This is a genomic window from Paracoccus bogoriensis, assembly GCF_019431455.1.
In the GTDB taxonomy this organism is placed as follows: Bacteria; Pseudomonadota; Alphaproteobacteria; order Rhodobacterales; family Rhodobacteraceae; genus Paracoccus; species Paracoccus bogoriensis.
The window spans coordinates 1-14,742 of sequence record NZ_JAHYSR010000023.1 but is presented as its reverse complement, the minus strand read 5'-3'; the positions used below and the strand labels follow the sequence as shown (position 1 = coordinate 14,742).

Sequence of the window (14,742 nt, the reverse complement as noted above, 5' to 3'; positions counted from 1 at the left end):
CGATGGACTGGGACGACCTGCGGATCTTTCTGGCGGTCGCGCGGACGGAGAGCCTGTCGGGTGCGGGGCGGCGGCTGGGGATGGATGCCTCGACCGTGGGGCGCCGTGTCGCGCGGCTGGAAGGCGCGGTCGGGGCGCCGCTGTTTCTCAAGACCCCGCAGGGCTATGCGCTGACGGCCGAGGGCGCGCGTCTTGTCGCGCCCGCCGAGGCCGCCGAGCAAGCCGCCGCCGCCGCTGCCGAGGCGATCTCGCAAGAGGCGGGGATCACCGGACAATTGCGGATCGGGGCGCCGGATGGCTGCGCGAATTACCTGCTGCCGCAGGTGGCGCGGGATCTTTGCGCCGCCCATCCGGGGCTGGAGGTGCAGATCGTTGCCCTGCCGCGCGTGGTGAACCTGACCCGGCGCGAGGCCGACATGGCCATCGCGGTCTCGCCCCCCGATACGGGACGGCTGATGGTGCAAAGGCTCGTGGATTACCGGCTGCATCTGGCCGCGCATGGGGATTATCTGTCACGCCACCCGCCGCTGCGGAGCCTCGAAGACCTGCGCAGGCATCGCATGATCGGCTATATTCCCGACATGATCTTTGACCGCGAGCTGGATTACCTGTCGGCCACCGGCGTCGAGGTCGCCCAGATCAGCAGCAATTCGGTCGCGGTCCAGATGCAGGCGGTGCGCGCGGGAGCAGGGCTGGGGATCGTGCACGACTTCGCCATCCCTTTTGCGCCGGGAGTGCGGCGCGTGCTGACCGATCGGATCGCGCTGCGGCGCAGCTTCTGGCTGATCCGTCATGCCGATGACCGGGCCTCGCGCCGGCTCAGCCTGCTGGCGGATGCGCTGGCCCACGGTATCCGGGCCGAGGTCGCAAGGCTCGAAGCGTTGGTCGCCGCGCCGGAGGATGCGCAGACTTGACGCGAAGCGATTCGGCGAAAAGGATGAACATAACCAAGCCGTGAGGAGGGCGTCATGCTTGTCAGGCAATTGCTGTCGATGAAGTCGGATAGCGCGAAACCCTGGATTGATCCGTCCCTGATCGTGACGATCCAGCCCGACACCACGATGGCCGACGCGGCCCGTCTGCTGGCCGAAAAACGCATCGGTGCCGTGGTGGTCTCGACCGATGGCAAGCGTCCCGAGGGCATTCTCTCGGAACGCGACATCGTTCGTCAACTGGGCAAGCACGGGGCCGAAATCCTGTCTTACCCCGTCAGCGAATTCATGACGCGCAGCGTCCAGACCTGCACCACCGGCGATGACGCGCTGACCATCCTGGAACGCATGACTGAAGGCCGGTTCCGCCACATGCCTGTCGTGGACGAGCAGGGCGAGATGCTGGGCGTCATCTCGATCGGGGACGCCGTCAGCGGCCGCCTCAAGGAACTGGCCGCCGAGAAGGAGGCCCTGACCGGCATGATCATGGGCGCGTGACGCAGGGCCGACCCGGCCGTTGGCGATCACATCCTTGCAATCAGGGGGCAAATGCGCTTTGCCTGAGCCCACGACCCTGAACAAGGACGCGATTTCATGCGCATCGGCCTCTATCCCGGCACTTTCGATCCGATCACATTGGGCCATATCGACATCATCCAGCGCGCCATGGCGCTGGTCGATCGGCTTGTGATCGGCGTCGCGATCAATCGCGACAAGGGGCCGCTGTTCGACCTTGATGAGCGGGTGGCGATGGTGCGATCCGAATGCGATCAGATCGCGGCCCGCACCGGCGGCGAGATCGTGGTCCATCCTTTCGAGAACCTGCTGATCGACTGCGCGCGCGACGTGGGCGCGGGGGTGATCGTACGCGGCCTGCGTGCCGTCGCGGATTTCGAATACGAGTTCCAGATGGTCGGCATGAACCGTGCGCTCGATAGCGGGGTCGAGACGGTTTTTCTGATGGCGGATGCACGCCGTCAGGCCATCGCATCCAAGCTGGTCAAGGAAATCGCGCGCTTGGGCGGCGACGTGTCCAAGTTTGTCAGCCCCGCCGTCCGCGCGGCCCTGGTCGCGCGCTACGCCTGACGAATCGTTGCTGGGACGGCGGATCGGGCGCTATCCTTTCCTCGAACGCGCTGAATTCGAGGTGAAATGATGGCGCGATACGACATGCCCGGACGTCTGAAAGACGAGCCCGATCCGTTGCCCGATCCGGTCAGGATCGGCGTCTCGGATCTTCATTTCGCGCTGGCGGCGGGCTGGCGCGACTTTCGCCGGGCGCCGGCCTTCGGGCTGTTGTTCTCGGCTTTTTACGTGCTGGGCGGGCTGGCGCTGGTCGCGGTGGCCACGGCAGTCGGCAGCGATTGGTGGCTGATCCCCTTCATCCTGGGCTTCCCGCTGATCGCGCCCTTCGCTGCGGTCGGACTCTACGAGGTCAGTCGCCGGATCGAGCTGGGCCAGGAACTGGACTGGCGCAGCGTCAGTCGCATCGTGATCGCGCAGAAGGACCGGCAGATCCCCTCGATGGCAATGGTTATCCTGTTGATGTTCATGTTCTGGGTCTTTGTCGCGCACACGATCTTTGCGATCTTTCTGGGAACGGCGTCGCTGACCAATGTCACCAGCTCGACCGCGATCCTGTTTCAGGGCAGGGGGCTGGCCATGCTGGCCATCGGGACGCTGATCGGAGCGGGCTTTGCGCTGGCATTGTTCAGCTTTACCGTGGTAGGCCTGCCGCTTCTGCTGGATTACGAGACCGATTTCGTCACAGCGATCACGACCTCGATCAAGGCCGTGCGGTTGAATTTCGGTGTGCTGACGATCTGGGGCACCGTGATCGCGGCACTGATCCTTGCGGCCATTCTGCCCGCGTTCCTGGGGCTGTTGATCGTGCTGCCGGTGCTGGGTCACGCGACCTGGCACCTCTATCGGCGGTTGATGCCCGATCTCGAGCGCGATCAACCCTGGCCTGTATGATTATCCGCGTCGCCATCGGCGTCATCAATCGCAGATTGGCCGACAGCCATGCGTCGCGGCGCTTTGGCTGCCAGCACGTGACGTGGAGCAGGGGCCGGTAGTCGGGACCGCCTGCAGCGGTCTGCTGCCGAAGAATCGTGGCGGCAGCGCCGCTACCTTGGCCCGCCCGATAATGGTCGAGCGGCTCTCACGCCAGGACGCGCTGCGTCTGTTGGCCCAACCCGTCGATGCCCAGCCGCATGACCTGACCGGCACGCAGATAGACCGGTGGCTTCTGCCCCATGCCGACACCCGGCGGTGTGCCGGTCGTGATCACGTCGCCCGGCATCAGCCGCGTGAAGCGCGAGCAATAGGCGACGATTTCGGCGGGCCCGAAGATCATCGTTGCGGTCGAGCCCTGTTGACGGCGCTGGCCGTCCACATCGAGCCACAGCGTCAAGGCGGCGATATCGGGGATCTCGTCAGGGGTGACCAGCCAGGGACCGATCGGGCCGAAACCGTCATAGCCCTTGCCCTTGTCCCAGGTGCCGCCGCGATTGATCTGCCAGTCGCGTTCGGAAATGTCGTTGACCACGCAATAGCCCGCCACATGATCAAGCGCCGTGTCCTGCGGAATGTCGCAGCCGCCATCGCCGATGACAACGCCCAATTCGACCTCCCAATCGGTTGTCACCGATCCGGAAGGCAGGTGCAAGTCGTCATCGGGCCCGGCGATGCAGCTGGTCCACTTGCTGAACAGGACCGGCTCCGATGGGACCGGCATACCGGCCTCGGCCGCATGATCGGCATAGTTCAGACCAACCCCGATGAACTTGCCGACCCAGCCGACGCAAGGGCCCAGCCGCAGATCCCGCTGGGGAACGCCTTCGACCAGAGGCAGGCCCTCCGGTTCCAGTGCGGCCAGGCGCGCCAGTCCGGCCCTGGTCAGAACCTCACCCGACAGATCGGCGACATGCGCGGAAAGATCGCGGACTCGACCTGACGCATCAAGCAATCCAGGCTTTTCCTGGCCTTTTGGGCCATAACGCAGCAGCTTCATCGCACTCTCCCATGCCGTTCGGGACAGGGGACGCCGATCGCCGCGTGGCGTGTCAAGAGCATCCCCGTGCAAAAGGCCCGCAATGGCGGGCCGGATGCAAAATCGGAACGCAGCTTATTCAGCGGCCGGCGGCGCCAGCTTCTTCGTGATGCCATTGCTCAGCGGATCGTCCTGACGCTGGACCGAGCCTTCGAAATGGGCGCCCGATTCGATGGCGATGGTCTTGTGGATGATGTCGCCCTCGACCCGTGCCGAGGCGGTCAGGCGCACCTTCAGGCCACGCACGCGGCCCACGACCCGCCCATGGACAATTACGTCATCAGCCACGATCTCGCCCTTGATGGTGGCGGATTCGCCGATGGTCAGTTGATGGGCGCGGATATCACCCTCGACAATGCCCTCGATCTGCACATCTCCTTGCGTCTTCAGATTGCCGGTCACGTGCAGATCGGCCGACAGGATAGAAGGTGCGCTTCGCGGCTTGGGCGCAGCCGAGGGGACGGCGGAACCCTCTGCGGCCGGACGCTCGGGTAGCGATTGACCGGGCGCGGGACTTGCTGCGGCCGGTGCCGGGCTGGTTGAAGGGCGGGGTTCGGTCACGCGTGTCTTACTGAACATTTTCTGCTGCCTTGATGAAGCTCATCGGGTCAACGGCCCGACCATTCACACGCACCTCGTAGTGCAGATGTGGTCCGGTCGAACGTCCGGTGTTCCCCATATCACCGATCCGCTCTCCTTGCGACACCCTTTGGCCGACGCGCACCGAGATGCGATTCAGGTGGGCATAGCGCGTTTCGGTCCCCAGCTCGTGCTGGATCTTGATCAGGTTTCCATAGGCACCAAGACGCCCGGCGAAGGTCACGACACCGTCGCCGGTGGCATGGATTGGCGTGCCGACGGGACCGGCCATGTCGATTCCCTCATGCATCCGCCCCCAACGGCGGCCAAAGCCGGATGTGTAACGGAAGTTCTGGCGCACAGGCATGGCCAGAGGCAGCTTCTCCATCGCGATGCGATAGGTGTTCATCTGATCCAGCGTCACGATGATCTGGCGGGCCCTGAGCTCGCCTTCGCTCAGTGCCGCATTGCCCCGCGTCGAATACGAAATTGGCGTCAGAGGCCCTCCCTGACCTGAATAGCCGCGGCGAATCGTGCGCAGAACCTCGTCGGGGTTCATCCCGACCGAGCGGAAAACGTCATCCAGTGGCTTGACCGAGATCGTTACGGCGTTCTCGAGCTCGGTCAGGATCTCGTCGTTGCGGGCCAGGATCCGGTCACGCTCTGCGACCAGTTCCTCGGCGGCAAGACGTGCCTCCTCGGCCTGCTGGACGGCGGCGGCGCGCTGGTCGGCGGCTTGGCGCAATTCGCCCGACAGGATGTCAAGCGCGACCGAGAATTCCTCGGCCCGGTCGGCTTCGACAGGATCGCCTTGGCCCGCAACGCGCCGGTCCGCGCCACGCTCGGCAAGAGATTCGGACAGGCTGGCCTGGATATTGTGCAGCCCGGCCTCGAGTTCGCGGCGCCGTTCCTCGGATTGCAGAAGCTGCGATTGCATCTGCGACACTTGCTCGAGCGCAACGGCAAAGCGGTTTTGCGCCGCAAGGGCCTCGGCCGCGCGGGCATCGCGTTCAGCCGACAGGTCCAGAAGGCGTTGCTCGAAGGCGGCCTGGGCAAGCTGGCCGTGATCGCGCGACGAACCCGCGTTGATCGCGTCGATGACAAGCAGAGAGCTTGAGACGAGCGTCCAGCCAAAGACCAGAGTCAGGCCGCCAAGACCTGTCAGTTGAGTCAGCGGCCGAAGCCGCAGAAAACGGGTTCCATCGTCCGACCGAATGAAAATGCGCTTTTCGGGCAACCATTTGCCAAGTGACGCGTTCAGTCGGTCATAGACGTTCATAGGCGTTCCCTGTCCCCGGACGGCGCGCCATCGTTCGGGCAGGGGCGCGGTCCTTCCATTCGGCGTTCGGTAAACAGGAGCTGTGCCTTCTTGGCAACAGGCTATCAGCCTTGCGCGCCCGAGATGAGCGGATACCCGCCTTCCAGCGCGGCTTTCCGCCGAAGAGCGACGGTATTTATCGAAATTGTCATGCAATTTCATATGGCAGATATCCGCTTCGGTCTTTCGGAACGCGAATTGGTCGGTCGATAGGGGGAACCGACCTTTGGTGGCAATCGGGGCGTGGGCAGATCCGACAGGAAATGCCGATCGGCTCGAAGGCGCGGGGGCGCGTCAGATCCAGCCCGTCGGCGTAAACAAGCCCTGGGGCATGGGTGATCTCGCAGCCCAGTCCGATGGCGAAACGACGAACCGGCGCGTTGAAGGCGCCTGCGTGTTTCGACACATCGCGCGACAGAAGCAGATAGCGCACGCCGTCCGGCGTTTCGGCCAGTTGGCGCAGGAAGCGGCCCGGCTGCTCGAAGGCCTGGTGCACGTTCCAGAGCGGGCAGGCGCCACCGAACCGGGCGAATTGGAGCCTTGTCGCGGAATGGCGCTTGGTGATGGTGCCTGCCTGATCGACGCGGACGAAAAAGAACGGCACGCCTTTCGCGCCGGGTCTTTGCAAGGTCGAGAGACGATGCGCCACCTGTTCAATGGAAGCGCCGAAAAGATGTGCGAGCCGTTCCAGATCATGCCGTTCGGACTGGGCAGCGGCCAGGAAGGTGCGATAGGGCATCAGCGCCGCACCGGCGAAGTAGTTCGCAAGCCCCAGGCGCGCGATCTCCCGTGCCGTGCTGCTGCGGAAGCGGGCCAGATCAAGCGTCGCCTCCAGCAGGTCCGATTGGCGTTCAAGCGCCACAAGATGCAGCAGCTGGAAAACGCGCGTCGGCACCTCGGCTGCCGCGTTCACGCGCAGATCGCGGCCCTCGCGTTGATAGACAGCGCTGGAGGGCAGTTCGACCAGCGAAACGCGGATGTCGCGGCTGGCCAAGGCTTCGACCGCGCGGGCCCAGGGGTCTGCGCGCTGGCCGTTCGGGCAGGCGAAATGTTCGGCCGCACGGTCAACGGCGTCGATGTAATTGTCGCAATAGTGGAAGAAGTCGCGCACCTCCTCCCAAGGGGTTGTCAGCGTGCTTTGGCTGGCCGCGCCGATCGCTTCGTCCAGCGCGGCAAGGCGTTCCTGCCCCTCTCGATAGGCGCGGTGCAGGTCGAGGAAGGCCCGCGCCAGAACCGGCGCATTGGTCGCCGCAAGCCGCAGGTCGGCCAGGGGTGGGGTGGCATCGAAAAGCGGGTCGGCCAGCGCCTCCTGCATGTCGATGACCATCCGTTCGGCGTCGCCCGCCGCCAAGGTCGTCAGATCGACGCCGAATTCCTGTGCCAGGCGCAACAGCACCCCCGCGCTGATCGGGCGATGATTGTTCTCCATCTGCGAGAGATAGGGCAGCGAGACGCCAAGCGTTTCGGCAAAGCGCCTTTGCGTCAGCCCCGCCCGCGCCCGCGTTTCGCGCAGCGCGCTGCCGGCATAGATCTTTTGCACAGCCATTCCTGCCTCGTTCCTTTGCAAATCAAGCGATAGCTTTTGCAAAGGCGTCGCCGCAAGAGGCAGCATGTCCCGCCAGAGCAGGGTCAGGATCAGCAGCAGGGCAAGAGCGGGGTGGTGGCGCATGTGCGCACCCTGCCGCAATAGGTTTAAGATCCGGTTGTCACGCGCCGAGGCCGATCCGTCTTTCGCGCATCAGCACCCAGAAGACCGCCACCAGCGAGCCAAGCGCCGAGCCGCACATGATCACCAGAAGCGGCCCCGCGCCGCTGCCCGGCTGCAAGAGTGCGCCCGCCAGAGCCGAAAGCGCCGCGCCCCCCGCCACCGCCAGCGCGCCGCCCAACCCCGAGGCCGTGCCCGCCAGTTCGGGACGCACGCTCATCATCCCGGCATTGGCATTGGGCAGGACCATGCCGTTGCCCAGGCCCATGAAGGCGATGGCGCCGAAGAAGACCATGGGCTGCAAAAGACCTGCAAGGTCCGTCAGCAGTGCAAGCGCCAGCGCGGCGAAGCAGAGCGATGCGCCGATCAGGATCATCCGGTTCAGTCCCAGCCGCGCCGAGTAGCGGCCCGACAGGAAGTTGCCCAGAACATAGCCGACCGAGGGCGCCGCGAACCAGTAGCCGACCTGCGCAGGCGTCAGGCCGAAGACCTGATCGCCGACGAAGGGCGCGCCGCCGAGATAGGCGAAGAACGCCCCCGAGGACAGCGTGGCCGCGAGGCAGTATCCCCAGAATCGTTGCGAGCGGGCCAAGGCCGGGTAGTTCTGAATCTGCTGGCGCATGGGCAGGCCTCCGCCGCGGACGGTCTCGCCCATGTCGCGCCAGGTGACGACCAGCACGGCGATGCCCAGAAGGCCCATCACGGCGAAATTCGCCTGCCAGCCGAAAAGCTCGTCGAGGACACCGCCGAAGACCGGGGCCATCATCGGCACCACGGCCATGCCCATCGTGACATAGCCCAGCATCGAGGCTGCCCGGTCGCCGTCATGGAGATCCCGGATCACGGCGCGGGGCACCAGCATGCAGACGGTGATGACCGATTGCAGCAGGCGGAAGATCAGAAAGACCGTCACGGTGGTCGCCAGCAGCGTGCCGACCGTGGCCAGAAGAAAGCCGATCAGACCCCAGATCACCACCGGGCGGCGCCCGTAACGGTCGCTGATCGGGCCGCCCAGAAGCTGAAGCACCGCGCTGGCCCCGATATAGGCCGAGACCGACAGTTGCATGACCCCGTAATCCACGTCGAAATCACGCGCCATGCCGGGAAGCGAGGGCAGGAAGACGTTCATCGAAAGCGCGGACACCCCTGACAGGGCGACCAGTGTCAAGAGATGCGGGGGGGTGCGAATGGCGGGCATGGGGTTCTCCTGATGCAAGGAATTGCATCATGTGCAGGAAGCTGCAAGCCTGACCGTCGGCTGTGTAGATTGCAGGCGTGTGCTGTGGCCGGGGGGCGCCGCCCCCCGGACCCCCCGCCGGCGGGGGCAGCGCCCCCTCCGGGCCTCCCCCGATATGCGGGATCAGCCGAAATCGTGAAAGATGAACCAGGCACCCAGGCAGATCAGCGAAAAGCCGACGCCGTGCTGCCAGCCCAGTCTTTCGCCCAGATAGAGCCACGAAAATATCGCAAAGACCGAGAGGCTAATCACTTCTTGTATGGTCTTGAGTTGGGCCGCGCTGAAATGGCCGTGGCCGATGCGGTTGGCGGGCACCTGCATCACGTATTCGAAAAAGGCAATGCCCCAGCTGATGAAGATCACCGTGACCAGCGGCGCGGTCTTGAACTTGAGGTGGCCATACCAGGCCACCGTCATGAAGATGTTCGACAAAAGCAGCAATCCGATCGTCACGACCGGAACGGGAAGGTTCAGTCCCATCGGCTCTGGCGATCCCTGGCGAGGTTGCCGAAGCGGGTGAATTGCCCCTCGAAAGCCAGTTCGACCGTGCCGATCGGGCCGTGGCGCTGCTTGCCCAGGATCACCTCGGCCTTGCCATGGACCTGTTCCATGACCTGCTGCCACTTTGCCATCGCATCAAGATCGCTGTCAGAAGGTTTTTCCCGTTCCCTGTAATATTCCTCGCGGAAGACGAACATCACGATGTCGGCATCCTGTTCGATCGAGCCGGATTCGCGCAGGTCCGACAATTGCGGGCGCTTGTCCTCGCGGTTCTCGACCTGACGGCTCAGCTGGGACAGGGCAATGACCGGGATATTCAGCTCCTTGGCAATGGCCTTCAGTCCCTGTGTGATCTCGGAGACCTCATTCACGCGGCTATCCTTGGCCGTCGCGGCCTTGAGAAGCTGCAGATAGTCCACCATCAGCACGTCCAGCCCCTGGGTCCGCTTCAGCTTGCGCGCGCGGGCGGCAAGCTGGTTGATCGGCAGCGCTGGCGTATCGTCGATATAAAGCGGGCAGTTCTGCAGCGCATGGGCGGCCTCGACAAAGCGGCGAAATTCGGCCTCGTCCATATTGCCTGAACGAATGCGTTCGCTCGGCACCTCGGCAGCTTCGGACAGGATGCGGGCGGCAAGCTGTTCGGCCGACATCTCGAGGCTGAAGAAGCCGACAATGCCGCCCTCGACCGTGCCATAGGTGCCGTCGGGACGTTCGCCCATCTTGTGCGCCTTGGCGATGTTGAAGGCGATGTTCGTTGCCAGCGAGGTCTTGCCCATCGAGGGACGCCCCGCCAGGATGATGAGATCGGAATTGTTCAGACCGCCCATCTTGGCATCCAGGTCGATCAGACCGGTCGAGATGCCCGACAACTTGCCATCGCGCTGATAGGCGGCGTTGGCAGCCTGAACGGCGCCCGTCACAGCCTTGAGGAAGCTTTGAAAGCCGCGCTCGGCGACGCCTGATTCGCCCAGTTTGTAAAGCGTCTGTTCCGCAGCCTTGATCTGTTCCTCGGCATCGTCGCCAACCTCGACGGTGGCGGCGCGGGCCGCGATGTCCTGACCCAACTGGATCAATTCGCGGCGCAGTGCGAATTCCCGGATCATCTGGGCATAGTCGCGCGCGGCATAGGCGCTGATCGCGGCCGCCGCCATGCGCGCCAGATAGGCCGGGCCGCCCAGATCCTTGAGCCCCTCGTCGTGTTCCAGAAACGCCTTGATCGTCACCGGGCTGGCCAAGGCGTTCCGACGGATGCGTTCGGCGCAGATCTCGAAGATGCGGGCATGGACGGGGTGGTAGAAATGCTCGGCGCGGACGATCTGGCTGACCCGGTCGAACACGTCGTTGTTTGTCAAAAGCGCACCCAGAAGCTGCTGTTCGGCTTCCAGCGAAAAGGGGACTGCCTGCTTGGCGTCGTCCTCGGTCTGGCCGGGGATGATCGCGCGAATACTGCTCATGGCCGATCCTGTCCTTGTTCTGGTCGTGCCCAGTGTAAAGCATAGCGGCGGGTCGCGAAATCGGCCCGCCGCAAATTCCGGTGCGCGCTTTTGTGGAGAACCTGTGGATAAGTCAGGCGTTGGCGGCCTGCCAGGTGCGCGGATCATTGAGGAAAGCCTCGACCTCGGCCAGCGTGGCCTCGTCGAATGCGTCCTGCGCACGCGCCTCGGCCAGCACGTCCCACCAGGTGCAGAGATGATGCAGCGTGACGCCCTGATCGGCCAGACGTTGCACGGTTTCCGGGAAGATACCGTAATAGAACACCACTGCGGTATGCGCGCAGGTCGCGCCCGTCTGGCGGATCGCATCGACAAAGGACAGCTTGCTGCCGCCATCGGTGGTCAGATCCTCGACCAGCAGCACCCGCTGGCCCTCGGTCATCACGCCCTCGATGCGGGCATTGCGGCCGTAGCCTTTGGGTTTCTTGCGGACATAGGTCATCGGCAGGCCGAGCCGTTCGGCGACCAGCGCGCCGAAGGGGATGCCCGCCGTCTCGCCGCCCGCGACATTGTCGAAGGCCTCGAAGCCCGCATCGCGCATGACGGTCGCGGCCAGAAAATCCATCAGCGTGGCGCGCACGCGCGGAAAGCTGATGATGCGGCGGCAATCGACATAGGTCGGACCCTTGAGGCCCGAGGCATAGGTGAAAGGCTGGGCCGCGTTGAAATCGACCGCCTTGATTTCCAGCAGCATCCGGGCGGTCAGGCGGGCGATTTCCTCGCGCGCGGGGAAGGTCAGGCTCATTTGTCCTCCAGATGCCAGTAGAGGGGGAAGCCGGGGTCGAAGACGGTGACTGTCTCGCCGCCCGCCTCGATCCGGGCAGGATATTCGGCCGGTATGTCGCGGCGGGTCAGGGTGATCCGGTCCTTGTTCGGGGGCAGGCGGTAGAAGGCCGCGCCGTTCAGGCTGGTGAAGGCCTCCAGCCGGTCCAGCGCGCCTTCGTCCTCGAAAACCTGGGCCAGGATCGACATGGTGTTGGGCGCAGTAAAGCAGCCCGCACAGCCGCAGGGCTGCAGCTTGGCGCTGTCGGCATGAGGGGCGCTGTCGGTGCCAAGGAAGAAGCGCCCCTCGCCAGAGGTCGCGGCCTCGCGCAGGGCCAGCCGGTGTTCCTCGCGCTTGGCGACGGGCAGGCAGTAGTAGTGCGGGCGGATGCCGCCCGCGAGGATCGCGTTGCGGTTGATGACCAGATGATGCGTCGTGATCGTCGCCGCCAGATCGTCGCCGCCCGAACGCGCATAGGCGACGCCCTCGCGCGTGGTGATATGCTCCATGACCACGCGCAGGCCGGGGATGCGGCGGCGCAGCGGGTCCAGGACAGTCTCGATGAACACGGCCTCTCGGTCGAAGATATCGACCTCGTGCGTCGTGACCTCGCCATGCACGCAGAGCGTGACGCCCGCCTCGGCCATCGCCTCCAGCACCGGCTGGACGCGGGCGAAATCGGTCACGCCCGAGGCGCTGTTCGTCGTCGCCCCCGCCGGATAGAGCTTGACCGCGCGGATGATCCCTTGGCGAAAGGCCGTGACCACATCGGCCGGGTCGGTCGTGTCGGTCAGATACAGTGTCATCTGCGGGTCCAGCGCCGCGCCCGGGGGCAGGGCTTCGCGGATGCGGTCGCGATAGGCGGCGGCTTGTGCGCCGGTCGTGACGGGCGGCACCAGATTGGGCATGATGATCGCGCGGCCAAAGCCCGCGGAATGGGGCGCGACCGCTGCCAGCATCGCGCCATCGCGCAGATGCAGGTGCCAGTCGTCCGGGCGTCGGAGGGTCAGGGATCGTGTCATGAGCCCGCCTCTAATCACGCCCTGCCCCTCTTGCCAAGCGGGCATATCAAGAATTCGGGAACCCATGATGGGAGTGGCAGTTGCGTGAAGGCGCTTTCAAATGCAAGATCGCGCGGTCCGGGGGTCTTCGCCCGGCAACACAAGGACTTCCGCATGACCCCGATTTTCCCCCTGATCCTGCCGGCCGCCCAGATGCGACTTGTCACCCAATTCGCCCGTATGGCGATCGAGGCCAATACGGTCATCGGCCTGCGCATGGCGGGCATGATGGGCATCATGGCCCAATCCCCCGGCGAGCCTTTCCGGATGGTCGCCGAAAAGCAGGCTGCCGCCAGCGAGTCGCTTTATGCCATGGCCAGCGCCGGGATGCGCGGGCACAGCGCCGAACGCGTCCTGTCGGCGGCCCTGCGCCCCTATGGTCGTCGCACCCGGGCCAATTCGCGCCGCCTGACGACCTCGAAGCTTCGCTGAATCCCGTTGCCGCGCATGGAAAAGGCCCCCGAAACGGGGGCCTGTCTGCATTTGAGAGTGGGTCAGATCAGCTTGCCCATCGCGACCGCCGTGTCGGACATGCGGTTCGAGAAGCCCCATTCGTTATCGTACCAGGTCAGGATGCGGCACAGGCGGCCTTCCATCACCTTGGTCTGGTCCATGTGGAAGACCGAGGAATGCGGATCGTGGTTGAAATCCGACGAGACCAGCGGCTCGGTCGTGTAGCCCAGAACGCCCTTCATCGGGCCGTCCGCCGCGGCCTTGATGGCGGCGTTGATCTCTTCGACCGTTGTGTCGCGGGCGGCCTCGAAGGTCAGGTCCACGACCGAGACATTGGGGGTCGGCACGCGGATCGCGACGCCGTCCAGCTTGCCCTTGAGTTCGGGCAGAACCAGGCCCACGGCCTTGGCCGCGCCGGTCGAAGTCGGGATCATAGACAGCGCGGCGGCGCGGGCGCGATACAGATCCTTGTGCATCGTGTCCAGCGTCGGCTGGTCGCCAGTATAGCTGTGGATCGTCGTCATGAAACCGCGCGTGATGCCGATGGCGTCATTCAGCACCTTGGCGACGGGGGACAGGCAGTTCGTCGTGCAGCTGGCATTCGAGACGATCAGATCGTCGGCGGTCAGGCTGTCATGATTGACGCCATAGACGATCGTCTTGTCGGCGTTGTCGCCAGGTGCCGAGATCAGCACGCGCTTGGCACCGGTTTCCAGGTGAGGCTGAACCTTGTCCTTCGAGGTGAAGAGGCCGGTGCATTCCATGACGACATCGACATGGCCCCAGGGCAGTTCGGCAGGGTTGCGGATGGCGGTGACTTCGATCGGACCGCGGCCCACATCAATGGTCGAGCCGCTGACGGTGATGGTCGCCGGGAACCGGCCGTGCACGCTGTCGTAACGCAGCAGATGGGCATTGGTCTCGACCGGGCCCAGATCGTTGATGGCTATGACCTCGATATCGGTGCGGCCCGATTCGACGATCGCGCGCAGCACGTTGCGTCCGATGCGACCGAAGCCGTTGATGGCGACCTTGACTGCCATGGGTATCCCTCCTGAGCAGATGACGGTTGCCACCCTCTAGCCAACAAGCAGGCACGATGCAAACGCGGATAGCGCGAAGGATCGGCCTTGACCAATCCTGGCAGCGCTATCGCTCGGTCCGTCGCAGCAGCTCATGTCCGAGGGCTTTGCGCAGGGCCTGTGCGGTGGCGATGGGCGTTCTGACGATGGCGGTCAGGACGGCCGTGCCGGGCCGATCGGCAAAGGATGTCAGGCGCGGGTCATGTCGTGCCGCGACCGTTGCCGCCCTGAAGATCGCCTGCCGCAGTCCTGTCTCCATTCAGCCATTTCGTCGATCAGCATCGTGCCTGCCACCGCGCCAAGAGCGGAGATGGAGCGACAGATGATGGCGGTTTCGGCGAAACCGGAAGCGGTCCTGCCAGATCGTCATGCGGCCCGGTAAAGTCGGCCGGTTGTTCGGCAGGGAATGGATGGTTCGGGCCATCCCGTTGGCGATCTGACCTGCCCCCAAGAATCCGGGCCATTCAAAAGGAGAGTTTGTTCTTATAACGTTCGTGAGAACAAGGAGAACAGACGATGCGCAAATCACGTTTTACCGAAGAACAGATTGTCGGGGTTTTGCA

15 protein-coding genes are annotated in these 14,742 nt (G+C 64.5%); 5 read left to right on the top strand and 10 right to left on the bottom strand.

The window, feature by feature from the left end:
- Window positions 1-2: 2 nt before the first annotated feature.
- The 4 genes from KY389_RS11655 (at window position 3) to KY389_RS11640 (ending at window position 2,909) form a co-directional block, all read left to right on the top strand.
- Entirely contained in the window at window positions 3-914 is a 912-nt protein-coding gene (locus tag KY389_RS11655) for a LysR family transcriptional regulator (RefSeq protein WP_219831135.1), read from the top strand.
- A gap of 54 nt (window positions 915-968) precedes the next feature.
- Complete coding sequence (locus KY389_RS11650; protein WP_219831134.1) at window positions 969-1,430, top strand: CBS domain-containing protein; 462 nt, start codon at window positions 969-971, stop codon at window positions 1,428-1,430.
- Between the two features lie 96 nt (window positions 1,431-1,526).
- A complete protein-coding gene (gene coaD / locus KY389_RS11645; protein ID WP_219831133.1) occupies window positions 1,527-2,018 on the top strand; it encodes a pantetheine-phosphate adenylyltransferase in 492 nt (163 codons plus the stop codon).
- Between the two features lie 69 nt (window positions 2,019-2,087).
- Window positions 2,088-2,909 carry a DUF2189 domain-containing protein gene (locus KY389_RS11640; RefSeq protein WP_246588087.1) on the top strand — a complete coding sequence of 274 codons (822 nt, stop codon included), beginning with the start codon at window positions 2,088-2,090 and terminating at the stop codon, window positions 2,907-2,909.
- A 187-nt stretch (window positions 2,910-3,096) separates the two neighbouring features.
- Here KY389_RS11640 and KY389_RS11635 read toward each other — a convergent pair whose 3' ends face one another.
- The 9 genes from KY389_RS11635 to pyrC all read right to left on the bottom strand — a co-directional run bounded on the left by KY389_RS11635 (window position 3,097) and on the right by pyrC (window position 12,605).
- Window positions 3,097-3,948, bottom strand: a complete 852-nt coding sequence (locus KY389_RS11635; RefSeq protein ID WP_219831131.1) for a fumarylacetoacetate hydrolase family protein — start codon at window positions 3,946-3,948, stop codon at window positions 3,097-3,099.
- Window positions 3,949-4,062: 114 nt separating this feature from the next.
- Entirely contained in the window at window positions 4,063-4,566 is a 504-nt protein-coding gene (locus KY389_RS11630; protein ID WP_219831130.1) for a bactofilin family protein, read from the bottom strand.
- Window positions 4,556-5,845 (bottom strand): DUF5930 domain-containing protein, encoded by a 1,290-nt coding sequence (locus KY389_RS11625; protein ID WP_219831129.1) that lies wholly within the window; start codon window positions 5,843-5,845, stop codon window positions 4,556-4,558. Before KY389_RS11625 ends, KY389_RS11630 begins: the two co-directional genes overlap by 11 nt.
- A 187-nt stretch (window positions 5,846-6,032) precedes the next feature.
- Complete coding sequence (locus KY389_RS11620; protein ID WP_219831184.1) at window positions 6,033-7,430, bottom strand: helix-turn-helix domain-containing protein; 1,398 nt, start codon at window positions 7,428-7,430, stop codon at window positions 6,033-6,035.
- Window positions 7,431-7,590: 160 nt separating this feature from the next.
- Entirely contained in the window at window positions 7,591-8,787 is a 1,197-nt protein-coding gene (locus KY389_RS11615) for a multidrug effflux MFS transporter (RefSeq protein ID WP_219831128.1), read from the bottom strand.
- A 162-nt stretch (window positions 8,788-8,949) separates the two neighbouring features.
- Entirely contained in the window at window positions 8,950-9,306 is a 357-nt protein-coding gene (locus KY389_RS11610; RefSeq protein ID WP_219831127.1) for a DMT family protein, read from the bottom strand.
- Window positions 9,297-10,781 (bottom strand): replicative DNA helicase, encoded by a 1,485-nt coding sequence (locus KY389_RS11605; RefSeq protein ID WP_219831126.1) that lies wholly within the window; start codon window positions 10,779-10,781, stop codon window positions 9,297-9,299. Before KY389_RS11605 ends, KY389_RS11610 begins: the two co-directional genes overlap by 10 nt.
- A 112-nt stretch (window positions 10,782-10,893) precedes the next feature.
- The gene (locus tag KY389_RS11600) at window positions 10,894-11,565 is read right to left on the bottom strand and encodes an orotate phosphoribosyltransferase (protein WP_219831125.1); all 672 of its coding nucleotides are present in this window, start codon (window positions 11,563-11,565) and stop codon (window positions 10,894-10,896) included.
- Complete coding sequence (gene pyrC, locus KY389_RS11595) at window positions 11,562-12,605, bottom strand: dihydroorotase (protein ID WP_219831124.1); 1,044 nt, start codon at window positions 12,603-12,605, stop codon at window positions 11,562-11,564. The genes KY389_RS11600 and pyrC overlap by 4 nt, the downstream gene beginning before the upstream one ends.
- 153 nt (window positions 12,606-12,758) lie before the next feature.
- Between pyrC and KY389_RS11590 the strand changes: the two genes are divergently transcribed.
- On the top strand, window positions 12,759-13,076 hold the full coding sequence (locus KY389_RS11590; RefSeq protein ID WP_219831123.1) for an antibiotic ABC transporter: 318 nt from the start codon (window positions 12,759-12,761) through the stop codon (window positions 13,074-13,076).
- A 62-nt stretch (window positions 13,077-13,138) separates the two neighbouring features.
- On the opposite strand, the gene gap is transcribed toward KY389_RS11590, so the two are convergent.
- Entirely contained in the window at window positions 13,139-14,140 is a 1,002-nt protein-coding gene (gene gap, locus KY389_RS11585) for a type I glyceraldehyde-3-phosphate dehydrogenase (RefSeq protein ID WP_219831122.1), read from the bottom strand.
- Window positions 14,141-14,742 lie beyond the last annotated feature (602 nt).